The 26,214-nt window shown below is 55.2% G+C and carries 25 protein-coding genes and 1 riboswitch; of the genes, 12 read left to right on the top strand and 13 right to left on the bottom strand.

Annotation, left to right across the window (positions count from 1 at the left end; all coding sequences use genetic code 11):
- Positions 1-34 precede the first annotated feature (34 nt).
- The 4 genes from C813_RS38910 to modE form a co-directional block, all read right to left on the bottom strand.
- Positions 35-730 carry a site-2 protease family protein gene (locus C813_RS38910; RefSeq protein ID WP_025263685.1) on the bottom strand — a complete coding sequence of 232 codons (696 nt, stop codon included), beginning with the start codon at positions 728-730 and terminating at the stop codon, positions 35-37.
- A 3-nt stretch (positions 731-733) separates the two neighbouring features.
- Positions 734-1,654, bottom strand: coding sequence for a DUF2167 domain-containing protein (locus C813_RS38905; RefSeq protein ID WP_017455968.1), 921 nt, complete (start codon positions 1,652-1,654; stop codon positions 734-736).
- 175 nt (positions 1,655-1,829) lie between these two features.
- Positions 1,830-3,299, bottom strand: coding sequence for a molybdate ABC transporter ATP-binding protein ModF (gene modF / locus C813_RS38900; RefSeq protein WP_017455969.1), 1,470 nt, complete (start codon positions 3,297-3,299; stop codon positions 1,830-1,832).
- Positions 3,300-3,366: 67 nt separating this feature from the next.
- Positions 3,367-4,155, bottom strand: a complete 789-nt coding sequence (modE, locus tag C813_RS38895; RefSeq protein WP_017455970.1) for a molybdenum-dependent transcriptional regulator — start codon at positions 4,153-4,155, stop codon at positions 3,367-3,369.
- A 164-nt stretch (positions 4,156-4,319) separates the two neighbouring features.
- Here modE and C813_RS38890 point away from each other — a divergent pair, with 164 nt between their 5' ends.
- The 4 genes from C813_RS38890 (at position 4,320) to modC (ending at position 7,175) form a co-directional block, all read left to right on the top strand.
- Positions 4,320-4,469, top strand: coding sequence for an AcrZ family multidrug efflux pump-associated protein (locus C813_RS38890; RefSeq protein ID WP_017455971.1), 150 nt, complete (start codon positions 4,320-4,322; stop codon positions 4,467-4,469).
- 181 nt (positions 4,470-4,650) lie between these two features.
- A complete protein-coding gene (gene modA / locus C813_RS38885) occupies positions 4,651-5,427 on the top strand; it encodes a molybdate ABC transporter substrate-binding protein (RefSeq protein ID WP_017455972.1) in 777 nt (258 codons plus the stop codon).
- Entirely contained in the window at positions 5,424-6,113 is a 690-nt protein-coding gene (gene modB / locus C813_RS46860; RefSeq protein ID WP_017455973.1) for a molybdate ABC transporter permease subunit, read from the top strand. Before modA ends, modB begins: the two co-directional genes overlap by 4 nt.
- 3 nt (positions 6,114-6,116) lie before the next feature.
- Entirely contained in the window at positions 6,117-7,175 is a 1,059-nt protein-coding gene (modC, locus tag C813_RS46855; RefSeq protein ID WP_017455974.1) for a molybdenum ABC transporter ATP-binding protein ModC, read from the top strand.
- A gap of 109 nt (positions 7,176-7,284) precedes the next feature.
- On the opposite strand, the gene C813_RS38870 is transcribed toward modC, so the two are convergent.
- Positions 7,285-8,103, bottom strand: coding sequence for a pyridoxal phosphatase (locus tag C813_RS38870; protein ID WP_017455975.1), 819 nt, complete (start codon positions 8,101-8,103; stop codon positions 7,285-7,287).
- A 156-nt stretch (positions 8,104-8,259) separates the two neighbouring features.
- On the opposite strand from C813_RS38870, the gene pgl reads away from it, so the two are divergent.
- Entirely contained in the window at positions 8,260-9,255 is a 996-nt protein-coding gene (gene pgl, locus C813_RS38865) for a 6-phosphogluconolactonase (protein WP_017455976.1), read from the top strand.
- 62 nt (positions 9,256-9,317) lie between these two features.
- On the opposite strand, the gene C813_RS38860 is transcribed toward pgl, so the two are convergent.
- From C813_RS38860 to bioA, 3 genes are all read right to left on the bottom strand, one after another.
- Positions 9,318-10,601: a putative acyl-CoA thioester hydrolase gene (locus C813_RS38860; RefSeq protein WP_017455977.1), complete on the bottom strand. Its 1,284-nt coding sequence runs from the start codon at positions 10,599-10,601 to the stop codon at positions 9,318-9,320.
- Between the two features lie 114 nt (positions 10,602-10,715).
- Positions 10,716-11,192, bottom strand: a complete 477-nt coding sequence (locus C813_RS38855; RefSeq protein WP_017455978.1) for a kinase inhibitor — start codon at positions 11,190-11,192, stop codon at positions 10,716-10,718.
- Between the two features lie 58 nt (positions 11,193-11,250).
- A complete protein-coding gene (gene bioA / locus C813_RS38850) occupies positions 11,251-12,537 on the bottom strand; it encodes an adenosylmethionine--8-amino-7-oxononanoate transaminase (protein ID WP_017455979.1) in 1,287 nt (428 codons plus the stop codon).
- Positions 12,538-12,623: 86 nt separating this feature from the next.
- On the opposite strand from bioA, the gene bioB reads away from it, so the two are divergent.
- From bioB to bioD, 4 genes are read left to right on the top strand one after another with little or no spacing between them, the layout of a single operon-like run.
- Positions 12,624-13,664, top strand: a complete 1,041-nt coding sequence (bioB, locus tag C813_RS38845) for a biotin synthase BioB (protein WP_017455980.1) — start codon at positions 12,624-12,626, stop codon at positions 13,662-13,664.
- Positions 13,661-14,815, top strand: a complete 1,155-nt coding sequence (gene bioF / locus C813_RS38840; RefSeq protein ID WP_017455981.1) for an 8-amino-7-oxononanoate synthase — start codon at positions 13,661-13,663, stop codon at positions 14,813-14,815. Before bioB ends, bioF begins: the two co-directional genes overlap by 4 nt.
- Positions 14,802-15,551: a malonyl-ACP O-methyltransferase BioC gene (gene bioC / locus C813_RS38835; protein ID WP_017455982.1), complete on the top strand. Its 750-nt coding sequence runs from the start codon at positions 14,802-14,804 to the stop codon at positions 15,549-15,551. The genes bioF and bioC overlap by 14 nt, the downstream gene beginning before the upstream one ends.
- Positions 15,544-16,266, top strand: coding sequence for a dethiobiotin synthase (gene bioD, locus C813_RS38830; RefSeq protein WP_017455983.1), 723 nt, complete (start codon positions 15,544-15,546; stop codon positions 16,264-16,266). The genes bioC and bioD overlap by 8 nt, the downstream gene beginning before the upstream one ends.
- On the opposite strand, the gene C813_RS38825 is transcribed toward bioD, so the two are convergent.
- The gene (locus C813_RS38825; RefSeq protein WP_017455984.1) at positions 16,208-16,930 is read right to left on the bottom strand and encodes an ABC transporter ATP-binding protein; all 723 of its coding nucleotides are present in this window, start codon (positions 16,928-16,930) and stop codon (positions 16,208-16,210) included. The genes bioD and C813_RS38825 overlap by 59 nt on opposite strands.
- Positions 16,931-17,682: 752 nt before the next feature.
- Here C813_RS38825 and uvrB point away from each other — a divergent pair.
- Positions 17,683-19,704, top strand: a complete 2,022-nt coding sequence (uvrB, locus tag C813_RS38820) for an excinuclease ABC subunit UvrB (protein ID WP_017455985.1) — start codon at positions 17,683-17,685, stop codon at positions 19,702-19,704.
- 213 nt (positions 19,705-19,917) lie between these two features.
- On the opposite strand, the gene pmrB is transcribed toward uvrB, so the two are convergent.
- The 4 genes from pmrB to yvcK form a co-directional block, all read right to left on the bottom strand.
- Positions 19,918-21,003, bottom strand: coding sequence for a two-component system sensor histidine kinase PmrB (gene pmrB, locus C813_RS38815; protein ID WP_017455987.1), 1,086 nt, complete (start codon positions 21,001-21,003; stop codon positions 19,918-19,920).
- Positions 21,004-21,006: 3 nt separating this feature from the next.
- Positions 21,007-21,678, bottom strand: coding sequence for a two-component system response regulator PmrA (gene pmrA, locus C813_RS38810; RefSeq protein WP_017455988.1), 672 nt, complete (start codon positions 21,676-21,678; stop codon positions 21,007-21,009).
- Positions 21,675-23,318, bottom strand: a complete 1,644-nt coding sequence (eptA, locus tag C813_RS38805) for a phosphoethanolamine transferase EptA (protein ID WP_017455989.1) — start codon at positions 23,316-23,318, stop codon at positions 21,675-21,677. The genes pmrA and eptA overlap by 4 nt, the downstream gene beginning before the upstream one ends.
- A 109-nt stretch (positions 23,319-23,427) precedes the next feature.
- Positions 23,428-24,336, bottom strand: coding sequence for a uridine diphosphate-N-acetylglucosamine-binding protein YvcK (gene yvcK / locus C813_RS38800; protein ID WP_017455990.1), 909 nt, complete (start codon positions 24,334-24,336; stop codon positions 23,428-23,430).
- Between the two features lie 226 nt (positions 24,337-24,562).
- Positions 24,563-24,707: riboswitch (molybdenum cofactor riboswitch) on the top strand.
- Between yvcK and moaA the strand changes: the two genes are divergently transcribed.
- Together moaA and moaB are read left to right on the top strand one after the other, a co-directional pair.
- Positions 24,695-25,684, top strand: coding sequence for a GTP 3',8-cyclase MoaA (gene moaA, locus C813_RS38795; protein WP_017455991.1), 990 nt, complete (start codon positions 24,695-24,697; stop codon positions 25,682-25,684). It overlaps the preceding riboswitch by 13 nt.
- Positions 25,685-25,701: 17 nt before the next feature.
- On the top strand, positions 25,702-26,214 hold the full coding sequence (gene moaB, locus C813_RS38790) for a molybdenum cofactor biosynthesis protein B (RefSeq protein ID WP_017455992.1): 513 nt from the start codon (positions 25,702-25,704) through the stop codon (positions 26,212-26,214).

Raw genomic sequence — 26,214 nt, 5'->3', positions numbered from 1 at the left:
ATGGTGTCACTGCGGTGCAGCAACGCAGGCGGCGTCAGCGAAAGCCGGATAACGCCTCGTGGAGGTTATAAGTCATCAGGGAGAGCCAGGCAATCAGCCCGAAGTACAAAAGCGTATATTCCAGACGTTTGCCAGGGGTCAGTGTGTCGAGATTCGGTTGATCATGGCGCCGCGCCCAGATTTGTGATGCCGCGAGAAAGCACACCAGCAGTAACAGCGGGCTCGGGTGAAGGTAAAAGAAACCCAGCAGTACGGGAATGCCCAGATACCAGATCTTGCGCGAGATGGCGACCGTAATGCGCCCGCCATCCAGCGGCGGCACGGGGATCAGGTTAAAAAGATTAAGGACAAAACCGGAATAGGCCACCGCCATCAGCAGCGAACTGTGGAAATACTCCGCCAGATAGTAGCAACCGAGGGCGGCAAGCGAACCGAGCAGCGGGCCGGCAATGCCGACCCAGGCTTCGGTTTCCGCATCTGGCAGCTCATCTTTCAACGCGATCCAGGCACCCACAAAGGGGATAAACATCGGTAATCCCGTCGCTAACCCGCGTTGACGCGCCGCCAGATAATGCCCCAGCTCATGGCAAAACAGCAGCACCACAAACCCGGTCGCATACGGCCAGCCGAAGGCAAGCGCGTAAGTGGCGATCGACAGCAGCATGGTGGCCCCGGAAAGGAAAAACTTCCCGAGGCTTGCCCCTTTAAGCAGCAGCAAGAGCATGCTCATGGCTTACTCGGCTTTTTTGCGAAACAGCATTTTTTTCACGCCCATACCGAATGCCGCCACGGCGATCAGGCCAAGTTTCCAGAACTTCAGCAACGTCACGCCGATAAGCGCCAGCAGGCCCAATTTTTTCGCCGCCAGACCACCAATCAGCGCCGCCAACCCATATTCGGCAATCTTGTCGGTAGAGGCATTAAAGTCGCTGTATTTTTTGCCGTCGTTAAAGGTCACGGCGTTGAGTAACGTTTTGGCGAGTGGTTTTTCCTGCTCAACGGCGCCGCGATCGGTCACCAGGTTTAACGACAGATAACCTTCCCGACCCAGCAGGTAGGTGTTGTAGTTAACCCCTTGTTCTTTTTCCGGCACGTTGCTGCCAATATCGCGGATTGCCGCAGACCAAATCAGGCGATGAGTGGCCGCCTCGTAGGTGGGTTTTTCTACCCAACCCAATACCTCAATTGGCGGGATACCTTTTTCGCTACGCTCTTTATTGCCCGCTTTGGTCCCTTCCTGCAAATTACTCAGCAGTTGGTCGGCGTCCCAGTCTTTGGCATCGTCATCTTTGATATAACCGGCGTCGGCATATTCAATAGAAACAAAGCCAGAAATATCATTGCTGAATATCAGACCATAAAATGAGTTGTTATCAACATGGTTGCCCAGCGCGCGCATAAATACCGCTGCCTGCTGCGACGGAATATAAGCGAAGCCTTCGGGCAGGTTCAGAATCGCCTGATTACCGAGATCAATTTTATGCGGGCCGTGAATACTGGCACGCTGCATATTTTCAACGGCTTGCTTTAATTGTGCTTCCTGCCCGGAAGCTGGTGTTTGCGCACTCTCATCGGCGAAAGCGACACTGCAGAAACCCAGTGACAGCGCCGCAACCAGAGAAATGGCGCGGGTCATGCGGAGGAATTGATTCATCATAGTCCCGTAATTTTTTACCCGGCGTCCATCGACGGGCTTTTTTCTTGCCATAACAAAAACTGGCCGCCGACAATTTTATGTTGCCAACTGACCAGTCAGAGATCGTTATTATGTTGCTTATTTAAAACAGTGCTATTACATCATATCCGGCGAAATGGAACCATCCCCCTAATTATTGTGGTGTAAGTTGATAACGATATCCGTCGCCCTCTGGTACAAATTCAAGCCGGTGGGTAATACACGCGGGCGCGTCTCCGGCATGATGCGAAACAAATAACAGTTGGGTTTCGCCTTCGCTAATTAATACATCAACAAAGCGGCGAATAAGCTGGCGGTTTAAAGGATCAAGACCTTGTAACGGTTCATCAAGAATGAGCAGCGTCGGGTGCTTGACCAGCGCACGCACAATCAGTGCCAGCCGCTGCTGACCCCAGGAAAGGCTACTAAACGGCGCGTCGGCGGTGCGTGCATCGAAACCTAAAATATCCAGCCAGCGCTGTGCCAGTTTGTGTTGTTTGTCCGATACCGCCTGGTAAATACCAATCGAGTCGAAATAACCAGAGAGGATGACATTGCGCACGTTGGTGCTGACGCGGTAATCCAGATGCAGGCTGCTGCTGACATAGCCAATATGCTTTTTGATATCCCAGATGGTTTCACCGCTGCCGCGACGTCGGCCAAACAGCGTCAAATCGTTGCTGTAGCCCTGCGGATGATCGCCGGTTATCAGGCTGAGCAGCGTGGATTTGCCCGCACCGTTCGGGCCGACGATCTGCCAGTGCTCGCCGGGATTTACCGTCCATGAAAGGTGGTCGATGATTGGCCGGTCGTTATAAGAGACGACGCCATCGTTCAGCACAATAAGCGGCGCGTCTGCGTTCAATGTTTCACGTGCGGGCGGCGCGTCCGGTTCTGGTAATGCGATACCAGATAATTTTTCGCTGTGGGCTAACTGGGCGATCAGCGCTTGTTGCAACAGGGCTGCTTTTTCTCCGGTCTCTGTGAGCGAGCAATCCACCAGAACCCCGGCGTGTTGCACAAAGTCCGGTATTTCATCAAAGCGGTTCAGCACCAGCACCAGCGTAAAGCCGTCGGCATTGAGGCGCGCGAGCAGCTCCGCCAGTTGCTGGCGTGAGTGAACGTCAAGCCCATCGAAAGGCTCATCCAGGATTAGTAAATCCGGTTCGGACATCAGGGCCTGGCACAGCAGTGTTTTACGGGTTTCGCCAGTCGAGAGGTATTTAAAGCGTCTCTCCAGCAGATGCGAGATGCCAAACTGCGCCGCCAGTTGCGCACAGCGCTGCGCGTCTTGCACTTCATCCTGAATAATCTCGGCGGTAGTTCGCCCGGTATCCTCTTCATCGGGGCTGAGCATATCGGTGTTATTGCGCTGCCACTCGTCGATGACCAGCTTTTGCAACTGCTCAAAAGAGAGGCGGGTGAGGCGGGTAAACTGACACTGGCGTTCACCTTTCAGTAAGGTCAACTCCCCCGCCAGCGCGCGAGCCAGCGCTGACTTGCCGCTGCCATTCGCGCCGACAAAAGCCCAGCTTTCGCCAGCGCGTAGCGCTAAGTGTTCAATATGCAGCGTTCGGGTGTCGCTAAGACGAAACGTACCTTGCGAAATTTGCAATGACGACATGATGTATCCCATTTTTTGCAGCGTAGAAACTCAGGGATACGTGCAATGGGCTAGCTTGTCAATGCGATTAGCATAACGTGGCGATAATCACGCGATCGGCATTAAAATATGCGGTCACTTCGCTCTGTTCCTGCAAATTATCCATCTCTTGCGTCGGCACGGTGGCGCAGAGCAACTGGCCGTCAGGCAGCGTCATCAGCACCTCACTTTGCTGCTCGCCGCGCTCAATATGGCTGATGCGCCCGGTAAGCTGGTTATCCGCCTGCGCGGCGCGTTTGGCATCCTGCGTAATGCTCACCCACGGCGCTTTCAGCAGCACCAGCACCTCTTTGCCTTCATCAAGGCCCAGGCGTTCGCCGCTTTGTGCGGTAATGGCGACTTTGAGACGTGTTTCACCGTCCGCCAGCAGCACGTCGACATGTTGCTGCACGTGGTTGTGGTCGCGCGCTGTGATGGTGCCAAACCACTGATTGCGCGCGCTGGTCTGCAACGAGAAACGTGAAATCGCCGCCAGCAGACTGTTTAACGGCAGGGCGTCATCATCACTTAACACGTCAAACGCTTTTTGCTGGATTTGCGCCAACAGATCGTAAAGCTGGATTAAGCGCTGCCCGTAACGCGTCACCACCGCACCGCCGCCGCCTTTACCGCCGGTCGCGCGGTCAACCAGCGTTTGTTCACTGAGTTGATTCATCTCATTAATGGCGTCCCAGGCGCTTTTATAACTGATGCCGGCGTTCTTCGCGCCCTGGCTGATAGAGCCGGTTTCAACAATCTGCTTGAGCAGGGAGATGCGGCGCGGATCGGCAAATAGGCGCTGCTGGAGTTTGAGTGTGAGAAGAATTTCAGCCTGCATTATGCAATGTCCTGGCAAAAGAACTATTGTGAAGGAAAACCGTCACTAAGCCTAGCCTGATGCGGGTGAATGCGCGTAAAGCTGCGAGGCGAATCGCACAAAAGGCGAGTGTTTTTCACCTGAATCAGGCTAGAATGCCCCGTTCACATTTTCTGGAGACGACTATGTTTGAGTTGTTGAAAAGCTTGGTGTTTGCCGTCGTCATGGTGCCTGTCGTGATGGCGATTATCCTGGGGCTGATTTATGGCCTGGGTGAAGTGTTTAATGTGTTTTCCGGCGTCGGTCGCCGCGACCAAAGCCGTCAGCAACGCTGATCCTCTCTTGCAAACGCCCGCTTTCGCGGGCGTTTATCTTTCAGATATTCAAGATTTCCCCACTTCCTGCCGATATATTTAAATAGGTCGCTAATTCTTGATGGGTATTACCTAACCGCCGGGAAACTCTGGTAATATCGTTATGTTTTTACGTATATAACGACACTCACAGGAGTTCCAAATGACACGTACAGGGTTACGCCTTTTTGCCGGGGCGACATTAATACTCTCCGTTGCCGGGCAAGTTCTGGCGGATGAAGGTAAAATTACCGTTTTTGCAGCAGCATCACTGACCAACGCAATGCAGGATATCGCGGCGGCCTATAAAAAAGAGAAAAACGTCGAGGTAGTCTCCTCGTTTGCTTCTTCTTCTACTCTGGCGCGCCAGATTGAAGCGGGGGCGCCGGCGGATCTGTTCATTTCTGCCGATCAGAAATGGATGGATTACGCGGTAGAGAAAAAATCTATCGATACCGCAACCCGCGCAACACTGCTCGGTAACAGCCTGGTGGTTGTGGCTCCTAAAAGCAGTGCGCAGGGCGATATCGTCATTAATGCTAAAACCGACTGGAACAGTCTGCTGAAAGGCGGACGTCTGGCCGTTGGCGACCCGGAACATGTTCCGGCGGGGATTTATGCCAAAGAAGCATTGACCAAACTGGGCGCATGGGAAACCCTGTCGCCGAAGCTGGCTCCGGCGGAGGACGTGCGCGGGGCGCTGGCGTTGGTGGAACGCAGCGAAGCGCCGCTTGGCATTGTCTACGGCTCTGACGCGGTTGCCAGTAAAGGGGTGAAAGTGGTCGGAACCTTCCCGGAAGATTCACACCAAAAAGTTGAGTACCCGCTGGCTATTATCGACGGTCATAAAAACGCGACGGTAACGGCGTTTTATGACTACCTGAAAGGCCCGCAGGCTTCTGAAATCTTTAAACGTTACGGATTTACAACGCACGAATGATATTGACGGATCCCGAATGGCAGGCGGTATTGCTGAGCCTGAAAGTCTCATCCCTGGCAGTGGTTTTCAGTTTGCCGTTTGGGATCTTCTTTGCCTGGCTGCTGGTGCGCTGCACGTTTCCGGGCAAAGCGCTGCTCGACAGTTTGCTGCATCTACCGCTGGTGCTGCCGCCGGTGGTGGTGGGGTATTTGCTGCTGGTGGCGATGGGGCGACGCGGTTTCATTGGTCAGTGGCTGTATGACTGGTTTGGCATCACCTTCGCCTTTAGCTGGCGCGGTGCAGTGTTGGCCGCAGCGGTGATGTCGTTCCCGCTGATGGTGCGCGCCATCCGTCTGGCGCTGGAGAGCGTTGATACCAAACTGGAGCAGGCAGCCCGCACGTTAGGTGCCGGGCGCTGGCGCGTTTTTCTGACCATAACGTTACCGCTTACCTTGCCGGGGATTATCGTCGGCACCGTGCTGGCCTTTGCCCGTTCACTGGGCGAATTCGGCGCGACGATCACTTTCGTTTCCAATATTCCTGGCGAAACCCGCACCATTCCCTCTGCAATGTACACCCTGATTCAGACGCCCGGCGGTGAAGGCGCGGCGGCGCGGTTATGTATTATCTCGATCGTACTGGCACTGGTTTCGCTGTTGGTTTCCGAATGGCTGGCTCGCATTAGCCGCGAAAGGACAGGGAGGTAAGTCATGCTGGAACTCAATTTCACCCAGACGCTGGGGACGCATCGCTTACGCATTGCTGAAAAGCTGCCCGCCAGCGGCATCACTGCGATTTTTGGCGTTTCGGGTGCCGGGAAAACCTCGTTAATCAACGCGATTGGCGGCCTGACTCATCCGCAGCAAGGGCGGATTGCGCTGAATAATCGCGTGCTGTTTGATACCGAAAGCAAGATTTGCCTGCCGCCGGAGAAGCGGCGTGTCGGCTATGTTTTCCAGGATGCGCGGCTGTTTCCCCATTACAAAGTGCGCGGCAACCTGCGTTACGGCATGGCCAAATCCATGGCTGGCCAGTTCGACAAGCTGGTGGCGTTACTCGGTATTGAACCGTTGCTGGATCGTTTACCTGGTGGGCTTTCCGGTGGCGAAAAGCAGCGAGTGGCGATTGGCCGTGCGCTGTTAACCGCGCCGGAACTGATGTTACTCGATGAACCGCTGGCGTCGCTGGACATTCCACGTAAGCGCGAACTACTGCCGTATCTGCAACGACTGGCGCGCGAGATCAATATCCCGATGCTCTATGTCAGTCACTCCCTGGATGAAATCCTGCATCTGGCGGATAAAGTGATGGTGCTGGAGGCGGGAGAAGTGAAGGCCTTCGGTAGTCTGGAAGATGTCTGGGGCAGCCGCGTGATGAACCCGTGGTTACCGGCGGAGCAGCAAAGTAGCGTGTTGAAAGTGGTGGTGCTGGAGCACCATCCGCACTATGCGATGACGGCGCTGGCGCTCGGCGATCAGCATATTTGGGTTAACAAGGTCGACCTTCCGCTGCAAAGTGTGTTGCGGATCCGTATTCAGGCGACCGATGTTTCGCTGGTGCTGCAACCGCCAATGAATACCAGTATCCGTAATATTCTGCGTGCGAAAGTGGCGCAATGTTTTGATATCGACGGCCAGGTGGAAGTGCAACTGGAAGTGGGCAGCCGCACCCTGTGGGCGCGCATCAGTCCGTGGGCCAGAGATGAGCTGGCCGTGAAGCCTGGCCAGTGGTTATATGCGCAAATCAAAAGTGTGTCGATAACCGCGTGATCGGCGGATTTGCCGCCTGCGATTCAGTGTGGACTGTTATCATCCCGCACTATGTATTAGCCCCTGCGTCAGGGGCGTCATCTTTTCACCAGTGAACCTGGGCAGGCGTTTACAGCAGTTCTTTGTAGATAAATTGCGCAATGCTGTCGACGGTGTTGTCGCCAATCACCACGTTAGCATGGGCTTTTACCGCGTCATCGGCATTGCCCATCGCCACGCCGACACCGGCGGCTTCCAGCATGCTGATATCGTTATAGTTATCACCAAATGCCACCACGTCTTTCATCGATAGCCCCTGTGACGCCACCCATTCGCGCAGACGTTTGCCTTTGCTGTTGCCCGCGCGGGCGATATCGACCTGATCATGCCATGACCATTCGCACTCCAGCCCTAGTGTTTGCTCCACATGGTGGGCAAAATTTTTCAGTTTCTGCGTGTCTTCATCGGTGAGCGCGAATTTCCAGATAGCCTCCACCTCCTGCGCCGCTGTGCGCAGGGACGTCACTTGCTGGAAGACCGGGCGCTGCTCTGGCGGTAACTGTTGCGCCCAGGTGTTGGTGCGCTCAACATGACCGGTTGGTTTTTCATACAGCATAGCGTTGTCGACATACATCAGGCCGTGAACCGCATGCTCATTAAGCAGTGTGATCAACTGCTGGGCCTGTAAAACCGGTAACGGATCGGCGCTTAACACTTTTTTTGCATGATAATCATACAAATAAGTGCCATTACAGCAAATTGCAGGTGTATCCAGCGCCAGTGCCTGATAAAAAGGGTGGATGGCAACATGATGCCGACCTGTCACGATAATGAGTTGATGTCCGGCGGCTTTTGCGCGAGCCAGTGCTTCAAGGGATGAGGGCAGAAGCGTTTTTTTCGGGGTCAGTAGCGTACCGTCTAAATCCAGTGCAATCACGCGCGAAGCCATATCGTATTCCGTGGTCGATGTTGAAATTCAAATGTCCGGGGATGGTACACCGGGTCACCGGCTGCGCAAAATCTCCGGGTAAAATTCAGCATCAACCAACAAAAGCAGCTATCCTGGTTACTTAATGCAAAAAAGAATTAGAGGAAAGGAGCGTTCATGAAACAAACCGTTTATACCGCCAGCCCGGAAAGCCAGCAGATCCACGTCTGGCGCCTGAACTCTGAAGGTAGCCTGACGCTTGTACAGGTGGTGGATGTGCCAGGCCAGGTGCAGCCGATGGTCGTCAGCCCGGATAAACGTTACCTCTATGTCGGGGTTCGCCCTGAATTTCGCGTTATCGCGTATCGCATCGCGCCGGATGATGGTGCCCTGACTTTCGCGGCGGAATCTCCACTGCCGGGCAGCCCGACGCATATTTCGACCGATCGCAGCGGGCGCTTCCTGTTCAGCGCATCCTACAACGCGGGCAGTGTGAGTGTCGTTCGTCTGGAAGATGGCCTGCCGACCGGGATTGTTGATGTGGTGGAAGGGCTGGAAGGGTGCCACTCAGCGAATATCTCCCCTGACAACCGTACGCTGTGGACACCGGCACTGAAACAGGATCGCATTTGCCTGTTTACCCTGGCCGATGATGGTAACCTGACGGCGCAGGAACCTGCGGAAGTCACCACCGTTGAGGGCGCTGGCCCGCGTCATATGGCGTTTCACCCGAACCAACGTTTTGCCTACTGCGTCAATGAACTCAACGGCTCAGTGGATGTCTGGCAGCTCAGCGACGCGCACGGCAACATTGAGTGTGTGCAGACGCTGGATATGATGCCTGCGGATTTCAGCGACACGCGCTGGGCGGCGGATATTCATATCACGCCGGATGGCCGCCATCTTTATACCTGCGATCGCACCGCCAGCATTATCACCGTGTTCAGCGTTTCGGAAGATGGTAGCGTGCTGGCTATCGAAGGTTTCCAGCCAACAGAAACGCAGCCGCGTGGCTTCAATATTGATAATCGCGGTCAATACCTGATTGCCGCCGGGCAGAAATCGCACCATATTGCGGTGTACGAGATTGGTGGCGAGCAAGGGCTGCTGACCGAAAAATCCCGTTATGCCGTAGGCCAGGGGCCGATGTGGGTGGTGGTTAACGCTTTCTGATGCTGCATTTCGCACATAAAAAAACCTCGCCGCGGCGAGGTTTTTTTATTATCAGGTGCGACTTATTTTTTCGGCATCGCCACAACCTGGCTACCCACGCCGCGGTTGTTGAACTCCCACATGCGGTTGAACTGCGGGTTGTTCAGCTCGCGCTGCACGTTGCCTTTATCGTCAACGGTTCCGGTGTTACCGGCATAAGCACGGCCGGAAACGGCGGCATCGGCCCACGGTTTCGCCACATTAAAGCCTTCGTTGATCACGCTATCGCGGATCACCACCTGGCCGTTGGTGTTGCCATCAACGTCCAGCGAACGGCCGAGCTGCGCAACACCGTTACCGGCGGCGTTAAAGCGGCTGTTCACGGCGAGGAAACCGTAATAAAGATTAGACAGGGTGGCGGGTGCGAACACGTAACCTTCCTGCTGGGTGCGCGAGTTCACCACGCGGAAGTCGGTATTATCAAATACCACCGCGCCGCGACCGGCCACGATATCGACATCGCCTTCAAGATAGCTGTTGGTCACCAGCGTACGGGTCTGACGATCGGTACGCAGGGCGTTATCCACGCCGCTGTTGGTGACAAAGAAGGTGTTCTGGCGGCCCAGAATATTAACGTTGTTGATCTGCACTTTATCGCCATCGCTGCGCAGTGCCACCGCCTGGTGGTTGCCCGCGTCAACGCTGTCACCCAGCGTATTTTCAATGGTCAGGTTTTGCAGTTGCAGGCCGTTATTCTGTGACCAGAAGACCGCAGAACACATTACGCCGACAGTTGCAGTACGTTTGCTCTGGCAGTTATCAAACATATACCACGCCGGTTTGCCCGGCATGTATTTGCCCGACGGATTGACCAGACGACGCCAGCTATTCGGATCCATTTCGGCATCAATAGCCTGTTTGATTTTCACATCCAGCGCTTTCTCGCCGGTACCGTAAATAGTCACGCTGCCGGACGCGGCAGGTACATACACCGTGCCTTCATATTCGCCCGGCATCACCGCGATGTACTGACGATCGCTGGCGTGTTTGTTGATTGCCGCATCAACCGCAGCCTGAATGGTGGTGTGCGTCACACCCGGCGTACCGGCAGGGCCAACCACGAAGTTCGCTTTTTCCGGCAGGCGGATGGCGACCGGTTTCCATGCCGCGTTATCCGGCGTCATGGCGGTAAAATAGCGGTCCGCTACAAAGTTTTTCGCTTCACCTGCGCTGAGGATTGGGCGCGCGGCGGTGCCAGGCGCTTTCTGTTCAGACGGACGTTCCGCTGGCGGGGTTGAGCTACAGGCGGTCAGTGTCACGCCAAAAGCGAGCGCCAGCGCCAGACGGGAAACCGATGATGTGTTCAAGGGGAGCTCCAGACTATGCAAAAGTTGAAAGAGGACTTCAAAGCCTGCTTTTTTATACTAAGTTGAGCGAAACGGGAAGCCGATTTGTACAATCGGCTGTAAATCCCGTGAATTTCAGCTAAAAAGGGCGGTGATCGAGGCGCTGGAAAGCGCATGGAAGTGGACATTAAAACCGACCATCGCGCCGCTGGCGTTTTCGTCGACCTCAATGCGCTCTACGTCCAGAGCATGTACGGTAAAAATATAACGATGGGTTTCACCTTTTGGCGGTGCCGCGCCGCCGTAACCGGCTTTGCCGAAATCGGTACGTGTCTGCACCGCGCCATCCGGCAAAGCCGCCAGACCGGAACCCGCGCCTTGCGGCAGAACGCGCGTATCGGCGGGAAGGTTCGCTACCACCCAGTGCCACCAGCCGGAGCCCGTTGGCGCATCCGGATCGTAGCAGGTCACAACAAAACTTTTGGTGCCGGCAGGAACCTCATCCCACGCCAGATGCGGGGAGATATTGTCGCCGTCGTAGCCCATACCGTTGAACACCTGGCGATGCGGCAGCTTTTCGCCGTCGCGTAAATCATGGCTGACCAACTTCATATGCACTCCTTCTGCGTTTCATGCGTGCCGGGAAGTGTAGCCGATCCCTGGCAAAATCTCAGGCAAAAAGCTCATCGCGCAGCACGGCGGCATTGACGGCGCGGGTCAAACGGGAGAGCTGCTCCGGGGTAATGATATAGGGCGGCATCAGGTAGATCAGCCGGCCAAACGGACGCACCCATACACCTTGTTCAACAAAGAAGCGTTGTAGCGCTGCCATATTGACTGGCGAACGGGTTTCCACCACACCGATGGCCCCCAGCACGCGCACGTCGACAACATTGACCGCTTCGCGCGCGGGTGCCAGCTCCGCGTTTAACTGCGTTTCAATCGCCGCCACCTGCGTTTGCCACGCGCCACTTTGCAAAATCCCGAGACTGGCGTTGGCGGCCGCGCAGGCCAGCGGATTACCCATAAATGTTGGCCCGTGCATAAAGCAGCCTGCTTCGCCGTTGCTGATGGTGTCGGCCACCTTACGCGTGGTGAGTGTTGCCGAAAGCGTCATTGTGCCGCCGGTCAGCGCTTTGCCAAGGCACAGAATGTCCGGGGCGATCCCGGCATGTTCACAGGCAAACAGCTTGCCGGTGCGGCCAAAGCCAGTGGCGATTTCATCAGCAATCAATAGAATGCCTTCCCGCTCGCACATTCTACGGATGCGCCTCAGCCATTCCGGATGATAGAAGCGCATGCCGCCCGCGCCCTGCACGACTGGCTCTACAATCACCGCCGCAATCTCATGGCGATGCGCTGCCATCAGACGCGCGAAGGCCACCATGTCACGTTCGTCCCACTCGCCGTCAAAGCGGCTTTGCGGCGCGGGGGCAAACAGGTTTTCCGGTAAATAGCCTTTCCACAGGCTGTGCATGGAGTTATCCGGATCGCAGACCGACATCGCGCCAAACGTGTCGCCGTGATAGCCGTTACGGAAGGTAAGAAAACGCTGTCGCGGCTCACCTTTCGCCTGCCAGTACTGCAGCGCCATCTTCATCGCCACTTCCACCGCCACGGAACCGGAGTCGGCCAGAAAAACGCACTCCAGCGGTTCTGGCGTCATCGCGACCAGCTTGCGGCACAGGTCAATCGCCGGCTGGTGGGTGATGCCGCCAAACATCACGTGGGATACCGCGTCGATTTGCGCTTTCATCGCCGCGTTAATCGCCGGATGCCCGTAGCCGTGGATTGCCGCCCACCAGGAGGACATGCCGTCTATCAAGTGTTCGCCGCTGCTGAGTATCAGCTCGCAACCCTGTGCGGACTGCACCGGGTAAACGGGCAGCGGGGAGGTTATGGAGGTGTAAGGATGCCAGATATGTCGCGTGTCAAAAGCGAGATCGTCCAGGGTCATAATCGACTTGTAAACCAAATTAAAAAGTTTTAGGTTTACGAGTCTACACCGAATAACGATTTAACAACACCTTTTGGAGACGCCCGATGGCTCACCACGCACGCTGGACAATGTCGCAAGTCACTGCGCTGTTTGAAAAACCCCTCCTTGAACTGCTGTTTGAAGCACAGCAGATCCATCGCCAACATTTCGATCCGCGCCAGGTTCAGGTCAGCACTTTGCTGTCGATTAAAACCGGTGCCTGCCCGGAAGATTGCAAATACTGCCCGCAGAGCGCGCGGTATAAAACCGGGCTGGAGTCCGAACGGTTAATGGAAGTTGAACAGGTGCTGGAGTCCGCCCGCCAGGCGAAACGCGCGGGATCGACGCGTTTTTGCATGGGCGCGGCGTGGAAAAATCCGCACGATCGCGATATGCCGTACCTCGAAAAAATGGTTGAAGGGGTGAAAGCGATGGGGCTGGAAGCCTGCATGACGCTGGGCACGCTTAATGAAAACCAGGCGCAGCGGCTGGCTTCCGCCGGGCTCGATTACTACAACCACAACCTCGATACCTCGCCGGAGTTTTACGGCAACATCATCACCACCCGCACCTATCAGGAGCGCCTCGACACGCTCGATAAAGTGCGCGACGCGGGCATCAAAGTTTGCTCCGGCGGCATTGTTGGTCTTGGCGAAACGGTCAACGATCGCGCCGGTCTGTTATTGCAACTGGCGAACCTGCCAACACCGCCGGAAAGCGTGCCGATCAATATGCTGGTCAAAGTAAAAGGGACGCCGCTGGCGGATAACGAGGACGTCGATGCCTTTGATTTTATCCGCACCATCGCGGTCGCGCGCATCATGATGCCGACTTCGCATGTGCGTCTCTCTGCCGGACGCGAGCAGATGAACGAGCAGACCCAGGCGATGTGTTTTATGGCCGGGGCGAACTCCATTTTCTACGGCTGCAAACTGCTTACCACGCCGAATCCGGAAGAGGATAAAGATCTGCAACTGTTCCGTAAGCTCGGCCTGAACCCGCAGCAGACGGCAGTGCTGAACGGCGACAACGAACAACAGCAGCAGCTTGAGCAACAGTTGTTACATGCCGATACCGACCAGTATTACAACGCGGCAGCCGTATGAGCTGGCAACAGCGTATAGACGCCGCATTGGATGAGCGCCGCGCGGCAGATGCGCTGCGCACACGGCGTGCCGTCTCGCAAGGCGCGGGGCGCTGGCTCACGCTTGGCGAGCAGCACTTTTGCAACTTCTCCAGTAATGATTATCTCGGTTTAAGCCAACATCCCGCCGTGATCCGCGCCTGGCAACAGGGCGCGGAGCGTTATGGCGTGGGCAGCGGCGGTTCCGGGCATGTGAGTGGTTACACCACCGCGCACCAGGCGCTGGAGGAGGAACTGGCCGACTGGCTCGGTTACTCGCGCGCGTTGCTGTTTATCTCCGGTTTCGCTGCTAATCAGGCGGTGATTGCTGCGCTGACGGGCAAAGAGGACAGGATTGTCGCCGACAAATTAAGCCACGCCTCGCTGCTGGAAGCCGCCAGCCACAGCCCGGCGCAACTGCGACGTTTCGCGCATAACGATGTCGGGCAACTGACCACGATGCTGGCAAAACCGCTTACCGGACAGCAACTGGTGGTGACCGAGGGCGTATTCAGCATGGATGGCGACAGCGCACCACTGGCGGCCATTGATAATGCCACGCGGGAAGCGCAGGCCTGGTTGATGGTGGATGATGCACACGGTATTGGCGTGGTGGGGGAGCAGGGGCGCGGCAGTTGTCATCTGCATAGCATCAAGCCGCAAGTGCTGGTGGTGACCTTCGGCAAAGGTTTTGGTGTCAGCGGTGCGGCGGTGTTGTGCAGTGACACGGTGGCGGATTATCTGCTGCAATTTGCCCGCCATCTGATTTACAGCACCTCGATGCCGCCGGCGCAGGCCGTGGCGCTGAGCGCGGCATTGCAGGTTATTCGTAGCGACGACGGTCATGCGCGGCGTGAAAAACTGGCGGCGCTGATTACCCATTTTCGCACTAGCGTGGCACACGCATCCGTCACGATGACGGATTCCATCAGCGCAATCCAGCCGCTGATTGTCGGTGAAAATAACCGCGCACTGCGACTGGCAGAACGCTTGCGTCAGCGCGGCTGTTGGGTGACTGCGATTCGACCGCCCACCGTACCGCCGGGTACGGCACGTTTGCGCCTGACGCTGACCGCAGAGCACCAGTTCGACGATATCGACCGTTTGCTGGAGGCCTTGCATGACAGTGAATAAACAGGCGGTCGCCGCTGCTTTTGGCCGCGCGGCACAGAGTTATGCGCAGCACGACGAATTGCAGCGCCGGAGCGCCAGTTTGCTGTTATCTAAGTTGGGTACTCTCACGCCTGGTCAGGTGCTGGACGCTGGTTCTGGGCCGGGCGCAATGAGCCGCTACTGGCGCGGGCAGGGCGGCGAAGTAACGGCGTTGGATCTCTCAGCGAATATGCTTGATGAAGCGCGCCGTCAGCACAGCGCGCAACGCTATGTCAGGGGCGATATTGAAGCCATGCCGCTGGCGGATGCGCAATTTTCACTGGTCTGGAGCAACCTGGCGGTGCAGTGGTGCGATGATTTGCGCCAGGCTGTCGGTGAGTTGTATCGCGTCACCCAACCCGGCGGTTGTGTTGCCTTTACGACACTGGTCGCGGCCTCACTGCCGGAGCTGAACGAAGCGTGGCGCGCGATTGATGACCATCCGCACGCCAACCGTTTCTTAACCTTGCCAACCATCAAACAGGCTTTGCACGGCTGGCGTCTGCGTAGTGGCGTCGAGACCATAACCTTGCATTTTGACGATGCGACCGCCGCGCTGCGTTCGCTAAAAGGTATTGGCGCAACACATTTACATGTGGGCAGGCAGCAGGGGCTGACACGCGGCAAACTGCAACGCTTGCAGCTGGCCTGGCCGCAGCAGCAGGGCAAATGCCCGCTGACATACCATCTTTTTTGGGGAGTGATCGTCCGTGATTGAACGCTATTTTGTGACCGGTACGGATACGGAAGTCGGGAAAACTGTCGCCAGTTGCGCGCTTTTGCAGGCGGCAAATCTGCGTGGTTTACGCAGCGCGGGTTATAAACCGGTGGCCTCCGGGAGTGAGATGACCGCAGAGGGGCTGCGCAACAGCGATGCGCTGGCACTGCAACACCACAGCAGCCTGCCGATGGCGTATAAGACCGTCAATCCGTATACCTTCGCAGAACCCACATCACCGCATATTGTGAGTGCAGATGTGGGTGAGCCCATTGACGCACAGGTAATGTCCGCCGGGCTGCGCACGCTGGAAGTACAAGCGGAGTGGCTGCTGGTTGAAGGTGCAGGGGGCTGGTTTACGCCGCTTTCAGAGACGTTCACTTTCGCCGATTGGGTGGTGCAGGAACAGCTGCCGGTGATTCTGGTCGTTGGCGTAAAACTTGGCTGTATCAACCATGCCATGTTAACCGCGCAAGCGGTTCGCCAGGCGGGGTTACGGCTGGCGGGCTGGATTGCCAACGATGTGGTGCAGCCAGGCAGACGACACCCGGAGTATCTGGCAACGCTTCGGCGCGTGATGCAGGCTCCGCTGATTGGCGAAATTCCCTGGTTTGCCCACGCACCGGAAAAAGAAAAAACGGGTCATTATCTTGATCTCAGTGTCCTGACTCCGGTGTCATCCACTTTGAGAGCAGCGGATCATCAAGCAGTTTAACGTCGCCCTGCGCGACATTGCGCCCGCGGTGCAGCAGGCAGAAACGGTCGGCGACCCGGCGAATAAATGACAAGTGCTGTTCAGCCAGCAGAATGGTCATGCCAAACTCCTGGTTGAGCCGCACGATCAAATTGCCAAGTTTATGAATAAAAGCCTGCCCCAGACCGCGCGTTGGCTCATCGAGGATCAACAGCCGTGGGTGCGTAACCAGCGCCCGCGCCATCGCTAACTGTTGTTGATTATCCTCTGACAACTCCGCGCCACGTACCTGGCGCAGCTCATACAGTTCGGGGAACAAATCGTAAATATCCCGCCGCACTGCGCTGCCCGGTTCACTGCCGGCGCGCATCGCGACGTGCAGATTTTCCTCAATGGTAAGTTGCGAAAAAATCCGCCTGTCCTGCGGCACATAGCTGATGCCGATGGCGCTGCGGTGTTCAGCTTGCAAAGAGAGCAAATCGCGCGGCGGTGCGCCCACGTCCTGCCAAATCATGCTGCCGCTTTCAATAGGTAAATAGCCAGTGATGCAATTCACCAGTGTCGTCTTGCCCATGCCTGGCAACCCAATAACTGATGTGCAGACCCCGGGGGATAAATCGAGGTCGACATTCCACAATGTATGCTGATTACCGTAATACTGGTTTACTGCCCGTAAGCTCAACATTGTCCGCTCCTTGTTTCGGATCTGATGACCACGATGATTCTGCAAAAGGCTTGCCAGAACATAAAAAAGGCTTTTTTTTCGGATGCCGCTGAGAAAAGTGGCTTTTAAAACGTGAGGAGGGAAGAAGCCAGGTAAAAATTCTGCACTTTGCCAGTGCTTGCAGTGTTGAGTTGTGGTGCAGCAATCGCTGGATCTGTGAGAATGATCTCATGCGGATCCTGCGTTTCGTTTGCCGATAATTATCAAAAAGAAAAGATAATAAATTTTTAGCGCCACCCGCCTGGGACAAAATGGGATTTGGCGGGAAGGCTAGGCATCCGGCCTGGCGGCAGTTATCCACTATTCCTGTGGATAACCTTGTGTATTAGAGTTAGAAAACATGCGGCAAGCGAGAGAGGACGCGGGTTGCGCCTGAATTGGTGTTAAACACGTCTTTTTGATATTAACTTTAATAATCAATTGGTTATATAAAAGCAATGCCTGTAAGAAAAGTGTCACCCGCTGCCACAAAACTTTCAAAGGCTTGCTTGACAAATGTTAAAAGAGGAAAAATTTTGGGGATAACCTGAAAGGGTTAGTGTTTTATCTTGTCCGCGCAGAAATTTGAGGGGAGAAGCGGTGCCCTAACGGGGAGTAGTACAGATTGCCTGTTTCGCTACTGTTTTTTCATCCAGTGTTATTTATTGGCAAAAGTGAACAGGGTGAGTAAAATGTGTTACCTGCCCGCTCATTCCTTCATCAGGTAGCCGTTCATGAGTAAACCGTTCAAACTGAATTCCGCTTTTCGTCCTTCCGGCGATCAGCCTGAAGCTATCCGCCGCCTCAAGGAAGGTCTGGAAGACGGCCTGGCGCACCAGACGCTGCTCGGGGTGACGGGTTCAGGGAAGACTTTCACCGTCGCCAATGTGATTGCCGATCTCCAGCGCCCGACAATGGTGCTGGCACCGAACAAAACGCTGGCCGCGCAGCTGTATGGTGAAATGAAAGAGTTCTTCCCGGATAACGCGGTGGAGTATTTTGTCTCTTACTACGATTACTACCAGCCGGAAGCGTATGTACCAAGCTCTGACACTTTCATTGAGAAAGATGCCTCGGTGAACGAACATATTGAGCAGATGCGTCTGTCAGCGACGAAGGCGCTGCTGGAGCGTCGCGATGTAATTGTGGTGGCCTCCGTTTCCGCGATCTACGGTCTGGGCGATCCGGATCTCTACCTGAAAATGATGCTGCACCTGACTAAGGGCATGATCATCGATCAACGCGCGATCCTGCGCCGCCTGGCGGAGCTGCAATATACCCGCAACGATCAGGCATTCCAGCGCGGCACTTTCCGCGTACGCGGCGAAGTTATTGATGTGTTCCCGGCAGAATCTGACGATCTGGCGCTGCGTATCGAATTATTCGATGAAGAAGTCGAGCGCCTGTCGTTGTTCGACCCTCTGACCGGTCATATTGAGTCGGGCATTCAACGCTTCACCATCTACCCGAAAACGCACTACGTGACGCCGCGCGAGCGGATCGTGCAGGCGATGGAAGAGATCAAAGTTGAGCTGGCAGAACGCCGTAAGTCGCTGCTGGAAAATAATAAACTGCTGGAAGAGCAGCGGCTCAGCCAGCGTACCCAGTTCGACCTGGAAATGATGAACGAGCTGGGCTACTGCTCGGGGATTGAAAACTACTCGCGCTATCTTTCCGGGCGCGGGCCGGGCGAGCCGCCGCCGACGCTGTTCGACTACCTGCCCGCCGATGGTCTGCTGGTAATCGACGAATCACACGTGACTATTCCGCAGATCGGCGGGATGTATCGTGGTGACCGCGCGCGTAAAGAGACGCTGGTGGAGTATGGTTTCCGTCTGCCGTCGGCGCTGGATAACCGACCGTTAAAATTTGAAGAGTTTGAAGCGCTGGCACCGCAGTCAATTTATGTTTCGGCAACGCCGGGCAATTACGAGCTGGAGAAATCGGGCAGCGAAGTGATTGATCAGGTGGTGCGCCCGACCGGTCTGCTCGATCCGGTGATTGAAGTGCGCCCGGTGGCGACCCAGGTGGACGATTTGCTCTCTGAAATTCGCCAGCGCGCCGCCATTAACGAACGTGTGCTGGTGACGACGCTGACCAAACGCATGGCGGAAGATCTCACGGAGTATCTGGAAGAGCACGGCGAACGGGTGCGTTATCTGCACTCGGATATCGACACGGTTGAACGTATGGAAATTATCCGCGATTTGCGCCTTGGCGAGTTCGATGTGCTGGTCGGCATCAACTTGCTGCGTGAAGGGCTGGATATGCCGGAAGTCTCGCTGGTGGCGATTCTGGATGCCGACAAAGAGGGCTTCTTGCGTTCTGAACGCTCACTTATCCAGACGATTGGCCGCGCGGCACGTAACATCAACGGTAAAGCGATTCTGTATGGCGACAAGATCACACCGTCGATGGCGAAAGCGATTGGCGAAACCGAGCGTCGTCGTGAGAAACAGCAACGCTATAACGAAGAGCACGGCATTACCCCGCAGGGCCTGAACAAGAAAGTGGTGGATATTCTGGCGCTTGGCGAAGGGCTAGCGAAGACGCGCGCGAAAGGGCGTGGTAAAACGCGTACACCTGCTCAGGTGGAAGCGGCTGAACTGGCGCTCACACCAAAAGCGCTGCAGCAGAAAATCCACGAACTCGAAGGCCAGATGATGCAGCATGCGCAGAACCTGGAGTTCGAAGAGGCGGCGAAAGTACGCGACCAGTTGCACCAGCTGCGCGATCTGTTTATTGCCGCATCCTGAAATCAGCGCGGTGATATGACCGCACAAAATAGCAAAAAAGAGAGCCTGTCCGGGCTCTCTTAATGTTGGCTTAACCTACGCCTGACACACTGCCCACCGGTATTCTGGAGGGCAATCTGATGCAACAATTTAAGGTTCGTGAGTTTTTCGCTGTCGCTTTCGTGCTGGCGCTAGTGATTGGTTTTGCCCGTCTGTGGGTGCTGACTTACTGATTTACGCCTGGCGGGCACCGGGGAGAAATTTTACCCACGCCCGTACGCCAGATTGCGTCAGCCGGTTGTGCAAAAAGAACTGCGCGTCATGCAGTTGTGCGATACGCGACACAATGCTTAATCCCAGGCCTGCGCCGCCGTAGCGGCTGTCCATACGCACGAAGGCTTTACTGAGCTCTCCGCTGCGGCTTTCATCAATACCCGGCCCTTCATCTTCCACCGCCAGTACCGGTGTTGCAGCGTTTTCGATACGTACGGTAATGGTCGATCCTGTCGGGCTATAGCGGTGGGCGTTTTCGACCAGGTTTCTCACCAGTAACCGCAGCAGCGTGGCATCACCGGCGACCGCAATGTCCTTTTCTGGCTCTGCAATTTCCAGCATCTGTTGGCGCGCGGTCAGCATCTGTTCCAGTTCACTGCGAATGGGTTGCACCACATCCTGCAACAGCATCACCTGCTGGTAACTACCGGCGGAGAATGACTGCCCGACGCGTGCCAGCAGCAACAATTGAGCAATGTTTTCCGTCATTTGCTCAAGTCGTTGCACCAGTGGGTCGACGTTGATACCGCTGGTTTTCGCCATCAATTCCAGATGCAGACGTAACCCGGCCAGCGGCGTACGCAGCTCATGGGCAACGTCGGCGGTAAACAATCGCTCCCTGTCGAGGGTTAGCGTCAGGCGGGAGACCAGCTCGTTAATCGATGAGGTCACAGCTTCCACTTCGCTGACGCTATTGTTCAGCGTGATGGGTTGCAGGTTGTTCGGCGTGCGTTTATTCAGTTCTTCCTGCAACTCAAGCAGCGGACGGGTAATGGTTTTTACCGCCTGCATACAGAGCAGCAGCGCCAGTCCGATGATCAGCAGGCTTGGTACCAGCAGGCTGGCCACCGCTTCGCGGACTTCATGCTCGATATGTTTGCGATTGTTGTGGTTATGAATGGCTGCCTGCACCAGCAGCTGTATTTGCTCTTCGCTTTCATGCCACAGCCAGAACACGCTGACCAGCTGGCAAAACACCAGAATGCCACCAATGGTGAGTAACAAACGGCGGCGCATACTCCAGCGCCTGAAGTTGAAGAGCGCCATCAATCAGCTCCGTTCCTGCGGTTGCACCAGCATATAACCAAACCCACGCACTGTGCGGATACGCGATTTGCCGATTTTGTCGCGCAAATTATGGATATGCACTTCCAGCGTGTTCGTCGACGGTTCGTTATCCCAGTTGTAAATATCGTTATAGAGGATCTCCCGGTGTACCGGGCTTTCGGCTTTCAGCATCAGGCGCGACAGCAGGGCGTACTCTTTTGGCGTCAGCTCCAGCAACTGTTCATCCAGCCACGCCTGGCGGCGTGTTACATTCAGCGTCAGATTACCGTGGCTGATTTCGTTATCGCCCTGATTATTATGGCGGCGCAGCAGCGCGCGAATGCGGGCGTTCAGCTCGTCCAGCGCAAAGGGTTTAACCAGGTAGTCGTCTGCACCGGTATCCAGCCCCGCAACGCGATCTTCAAGCGTATCGCGGGCGGTGAGGATCAATACCGGCAGCGTATATTTTTCGCGGCGCAATCGGGTGAGCAGATGTAAACCGTCTTCATCCGGCAGACCCAAATCGAGCACCAGCAGGCTGTAATGACCGTTCGCCAGACACAGCGCAGCTTCATGTGCGGTAGAAACGCCATCGCAGGCGTACCCTTCGCTTTGCATCGCCAGAATCAACCCCTGCAACAGCAGAGCATCATCCTCAACCACCAGAATCTTCATTTCAACTGCCCCCGGCACGCGGTTAAAAGATCGTCTTCAGCACGGTACTCTTTCGTGCTGACACCCAGTATACCCAACATCGTCGGGAAGAGGTTGTCCTGTGAAACCGCCTTCTCCCGCGCATTTTTTTGCAGACACTGGCTGTTCACGGCATAACGCGCTTGATACTCCTGCGACAGCCAAATCAGCAGCGGAACATGTTTTTGTGTTTCCGGCGCGATGGAGTACGGCAGGCCGTGTAAATAAACGCCATTTTCGCCAAGCGACTCACCGTGATCGGAGAGATAAACCAGGCTGGTGGTGAATTTATCCTGCTTCGATTGCAGCAATTTTATCGCTTTATCAACAATATAATCGACATACAAAATGGTATTGTCGTAGGTATTTATCAGCTGCTGCTGTGAGCAGGTCTGAATTTCATTGGTATCGCAGGTCGGTGTAAATTTACGGAACTGCGCCGGATAGCGGTTGTAATACGTCGGCCCATGGCTGCCAATGGTGTGTAATACAATCATCCCGTCGCCCTGCAATTTATCGATATAACTGGCGAGATCGTGGAATAAGATCTCATCCTGGCATTCGCCTTTAATACAGTAATCCGGCAAGTTTAATTGCGTCATATCCTGATGCGGAACACGATCGCACGCGCCTTTACAGCCGCCGTCGTTCTCATTCCATAGCACGTTAATTCCGGCGCGTTGGATAATATCCAGCAACCCTTCCTGATGCGCCGCCAGTTGATCGTCATAATGGGCGCGCGTCATGCCGGAGAACATACACGGTACGGAGACAGCGGTCGCGGTCCCACAGGAAGCCGTGTTCGGGAAGTAAATAACATTATCCTGTTTTAACAACGGGTTGGTTTCACGCTCATAACCGCCGAGCGAAAAGTTCGCTGCACGCGAGGTTTCACCCAGAACCAGAATGGTGAGATTTTTGTGCGGACCGTGCTGCATTTCCGGGCGTTGACGCGCATCTTCGCCAATTCTCACCAGCGGCAGGTTGGCGGTGCGGTTATGGGAATACCAGGAAAGTGACGCGGTAATTGAGTTTGACGGGCTGAGTGATTTCACCAGCTCTTTATTATTGCGAAACAGCGAGGCGTAATCTTTATAAAACAGCAACGCCACCGCCACGATAACCAGCACAGAAATTACGATGCTGGCAACGCGCAACATTACACTGCGTAACGCGGAGCGGGCCGGTTTTATTTTAATCCACCAGGCGATAGCTATCGCCAGAATGCCTGTCAGCAGCAGCGTCAGCACTAATTTTGTCGACAACAGGGCGAAACTTTCTGCCGGGGTGGTGTCCAGAATATTGGTGATCATCGAACGGTCGATAATAATGCCAAACGTCGAAATGAAATATTGCGCCGCCGAACTCACCAGCACAAAGAGTGAGATAACCAGGCGATCAAGACGCACAAACGACGCCAGAGACAACACAATATTAATGACGCTAAAAGCGACCAGCGGCATGGAGAGAAAAACCAGCCAGTTATGCAATGAGTTCACCGGCAATAAAATGAATGCCTGGTGATAAAACGTAATATTCAGGCCCAGCGCAATATAAGCGGCAAAGAGCAGAATAAAGTGGAGGCGGCTTAAGGTTGGCCGACGAAGGTGAAGCATACGCATACTCGGATCCAGCAATGAAAGTAGCGCTATGCTGACAGCCGATTTTTAAGACAACCTTAAGAAATTAAGCAAAGTGCTGGCGGGAGAAAAAATTCCCGCCGCCTGCGTTTTAACCCAGATGTTGCACCGCTTTTTCCAACGCTACGCGCAGCAGATGCCGGTCGTGGCGGTAGGGAATATCGCTGGCTTCCAGCACTTCCTGAATGATTAACCGATCGCTAACATCCCGCGTATCGACTTTCGGACCAACAATGGCGGCATCAATGATTTTTTTGCCGACGTACTGCTCCATAATCGCCAGTTTGTCTGCCAGCGTCAGGCTGGCGGCGGCGGGGCTGAGTTCTTTACCGAGGTTGCCAATGTAAACGACCGGTGCGGGTGTACGGCGTAATGCCTGCGCCAGATCGTCCAGCAGCAGTAACGGTAGCAGGCTGGTGTAAAAGCTGCCTGGACCGATGATAATCAAATCCGCTTCTGCGATAGCCTGTACCGCTTCGCGAGTGGCATGGACCTTTGGAAACAGCATTAATTCCTGGATTGGTGCATGAAGCTGGTCGATGTTGACCTCGCCATAAACCTGATGCCCTTCGCTGTCGGTAGCCATCAAATCGACCGGTTGCTCAGACATCGGGATTAAAAACGCGTCCACTTTTAATAAATTGCGAATTAAATTGATCGCTTCAAGAGGCCGCACACTGAGGTGATCGAGCGCCTTTAACATTAAATTTCCGAGGTTATGCCCGGAAAGTTCGCCATTACCGCTAAAACGGTACTCAAACATCGCCGAGGCTACGCTCGGTTCGGTAATGAGCTGGTTTAAACAATTACGCATATCGCCCCAGGCGATCCCGCCTTCAGAGCGGCGAATACGCCCGGTTGAACCGCCGTTATCGGTGGTGGTGACAATGCCGGTAAGCCGCGATCCCAACGAGGCCAGCGAAGACATCACTCGCCCGAGGCCATGCCCGCCGCCGAGGGCGACAACACGATCCAGGTCTGCAAGTGTGCGATTACGCATAATGGTTCCTTATGAAAATTTACCGCGCTACGTTAGCCTAAATACCACCAAAAGACGATGCCGCGCAGAGAGGAAAATGACACATATCAAAGCAAAAAGGCGATTTTCACGTACTCTGTAGCGAAAGTGCACGATCATGTCGCTATGTATGAGTTTATATAGCGATGATCGTGATAGCGAAAGCCCGACGTTCGCGCTACTATCGCTTAAGCAATTTTAGCGTTACTGACAAAACATACACTCAAGCCTAAGCAACCTAACTCTCACGACATGGTGCTTTGGCCGTAGCAAACCGAACGGTTCTGCTGCCAGGGTGCAGGAAGAAATGACTGCATCTCCCGTACTTGGAAAGGTGTACATGGCCTCACAACTTACCGATGCGTTCGCGCGTAAGTTCTATTACTTGCGTTTATCGATCACCGATGTGTGCAATTTCCGTTGCACTTACTGTCTGCCTGACGGCTACAAGCCGAGCGGCGTCAACAATAATGGCTTCCTGAGCGTCGAAGAAATTCGCCGGGTTACGCGCGCGTTTAGCGCCATGGGCACAGAAAAAGTGCGCCTGACCGGCGGGGAACCCTCCCTGCGCCGCGATTTCACCGACATCATCGCCGCAGTGCGTGAAAACAGCGCCATCCGCCAGATTGCCGTCACCACCAATGGCTACCGCCTGGCGCGCGACGCTAAACAGTGGCGCGACGCTGGCCTTACCGCCATCAACGTCAGCGTCGACAGTCTCGATGCGCGTCAGTTTCACGCTATTACCGGGCAGGATAAATTCCGCCAGGTGATGGACGGCATTGATGCCGCCTTCAGCGCCGGGTTTGCCAAAGTCAAAGTTAACACCGTGCTGATGCGTGACGTGAATCATCATCAGCTCGACACCTTTCTGGCGTGGATCAAATCGCGCCCCATCCAGCTACGCTTTATTGAATTGATGGAAACCGGCGAGGGCAGCGAGCTTTTCCGCAACCACCATATCTCAGGCATGGTGCTGCGCGATGAACTGCTTAAACGCGGCTGGATCCACCAGTTGCGCCAGCGCAGCGACGGTCCGGCACAGGTTTTTTGCCACCCGGATTACGAGGGTGAAATCGGCCTTATCATGCCGTATGAGAAAGATTTCTGCGCCAGTTGCAACCGTCTGCGCGTCTCCTCGACCGGTAAACTGCATCTGTGCCTGTTTGGCGATGGCGGCGTGAATCTGCGCGATCTGCTGCAAGACGATGCGCAGCAGGCGATGCTTGAACAGCGTATTGCAGTAGCGTTAACGCACAAAAAGCAGACGCACTTCCTGCATCAGGGCAATACAGGTATTACGCAAAATCTTTCATACATCGGCGGTTAAACCGCAAGGAGAATGACATGAGCCAGGTCAGCGCGGAGTTTATTCCGGTCAGGCTAGCTATTTTGACGGTCTCCAGCCGTCGCGGTGAAGAAGACGATACTTCCGGTCACTGGCTGCGCGACGCCGCGCATGAAGCCGGTCACCAACTGGTCGATAAAGCCATCGTCAAAGAGAACCGTTACGCCATTCGCGCCCAGGTTTCCGCGTGGATCGCAAGCGATAATGTGCAGGTTGTATTGATCACCGGCGGTACCGGTTTAACGGAAGGCGATCAGGCACCGGAAGCGTTATTGCCGCTGTTCGATCGCGAAGTCGAAGGGTTTGGCGAAGTGTTCCGCATGCTCTCTTTTGAAGAAATAGGCACCGCGACGCTGCAATCCCGCGCGGTTGCCGGTATAGCGAATAAGACATTAATTTTTGCCATGCCCGGTTCGACCAAAGCCTGTCGCACCGCATGGGAAAATATTATTGCGCCGCAGCTGGATGCGCGTACGCGCCCGTGTAATTTCTACCCCCATCTTAAGAAATAA

Origin of the sequence: Kosakonia sacchari SP1 (assembly GCF_000300455.3) — a bacterium.
Lineage (GTDB): Bacteria > Pseudomonadota > Gammaproteobacteria > Enterobacterales > Enterobacteriaceae > Kosakonia > Kosakonia sacchari.
This window is presented reverse-complemented; position numbering and strand designations above follow the sequence as displayed.

What these genes read in the sequence shown, in the direction of transcription:
- C813_RS38910 (WP_025263685.1), bottom strand. Translation starts at nt 730, where the DNA reads ATGAGCATGCTCTTGCTGCTGCTTAAAGGGGCAAGCCTCGGGAAGTTT.
- C813_RS38905 (WP_017455968.1), bottom strand. Translation starts at nt 1,654, where the DNA reads ATGAATCAATTCCTCCGCATGACCCGCGCCATTTCTCTGGTTGCGGCG.
- modF (WP_017455969.1), bottom strand. Translation starts at nt 3,299, where the DNA reads ATGTCGTCATTGCAAATTTCGCAAGGTACGTTTCGTCTTAGCGACACC.
- modE (WP_017455970.1), bottom strand. Translation starts at nt 4,155, where the DNA reads ATGCAGGCTGAAATTCTTCTCACACTCAAACTCCAGCAGCGCCTATTT.
- C813_RS38890 (WP_017455971.1), top strand. Translation starts at nt 4,320, where the DNA reads ATGTTTGAGTTGTTGAAAAGCTTGGTGTTTGCCGTCGTCATGGTGCCT.
- modA (WP_017455972.1), top strand. Translation starts at nt 4,651, where the DNA reads ATGACACGTACAGGGTTACGCCTTTTTGCCGGGGCGACATTAATACTC.
- modB (WP_017455973.1), top strand. Translation starts at nt 5,424, where the DNA reads ATGATATTGACGGATCCCGAATGGCAGGCGGTATTGCTGAGCCTGAAA.
- modC (WP_017455974.1), top strand. Translation starts at nt 6,117, where the DNA reads ATGCTGGAACTCAATTTCACCCAGACGCTGGGGACGCATCGCTTACGC.
- C813_RS38870 (WP_017455975.1), bottom strand. Translation starts at nt 8,103, where the DNA reads ATGGCTTCGCGCGTGATTGCACTGGATTTAGACGGTACGCTACTGACC.
- pgl (WP_017455976.1), top strand. Translation starts at nt 8,260, where the DNA reads ATGAAACAAACCGTTTATACCGCCAGCCCGGAAAGCCAGCAGATCCAC.
- C813_RS38855 (WP_017455978.1), bottom strand. Translation starts at nt 11,192, where the DNA reads ATGAAGTTGGTCAGCCATGATTTACGCGACGGCGAAAAGCTGCCGCAT.
- bioA (WP_017455979.1), bottom strand. Translation starts at nt 12,537, where the DNA reads ATGACCCTGGACGATCTCGCTTTTGACACGCGACATATCTGGCATCCT.
- bioB (WP_017455980.1), top strand. Translation starts at nt 12,624, where the DNA reads ATGGCTCACCACGCACGCTGGACAATGTCGCAAGTCACTGCGCTGTTT.
- bioF (WP_017455981.1), top strand. Translation starts at nt 13,661, where the DNA reads ATGAGCTGGCAACAGCGTATAGACGCCGCATTGGATGAGCGCCGCGCG.
- bioC (WP_017455982.1), top strand. Translation starts at nt 14,802, where the DNA reads ATGACAGTGAATAAACAGGCGGTCGCCGCTGCTTTTGGCCGCGCGGCA.
- C813_RS38825 (WP_017455984.1), bottom strand. Translation starts at nt 16,930, where the DNA reads ATGTTGAGCTTACGGGCAGTAAACCAGTATTACGGTAATCAGCATACA.
- uvrB (WP_017455985.1), top strand. Translation starts at nt 17,683, where the DNA reads ATGAGTAAACCGTTCAAACTGAATTCCGCTTTTCGTCCTTCCGGCGAT.
- pmrB (WP_017455987.1), bottom strand. Translation starts at nt 21,003, where the DNA reads ATGGCGCTCTTCAACTTCAGGCGCTGGAGTATGCGCCGCCGTTTGTTA.
- pmrA (WP_017455988.1), bottom strand. Translation starts at nt 21,678, where the DNA reads ATGAAGATTCTGGTGGTTGAGGATGATGCTCTGCTGTTGCAGGGGTTG.
- eptA (WP_017455989.1), bottom strand. Translation starts at nt 23,318, where the DNA reads ATGCGTATGCTTCACCTTCGTCGGCCAACCTTAAGCCGCCTCCACTTT.
- yvcK (WP_017455990.1), bottom strand. Translation starts at nt 24,336, where the DNA reads ATGCGTAATCGCACACTTGCAGACCTGGATCGTGTTGTCGCCCTCGGC.
- moaA (WP_017455991.1), top strand. Translation starts at nt 24,695, where the DNA reads ATGGCCTCACAACTTACCGATGCGTTCGCGCGTAAGTTCTATTACTTG.
- moaB (WP_017455992.1), top strand. Translation starts at nt 25,702, where the DNA reads ATGAGCCAGGTCAGCGCGGAGTTTATTCCGGTCAGGCTAGCTATTTTG.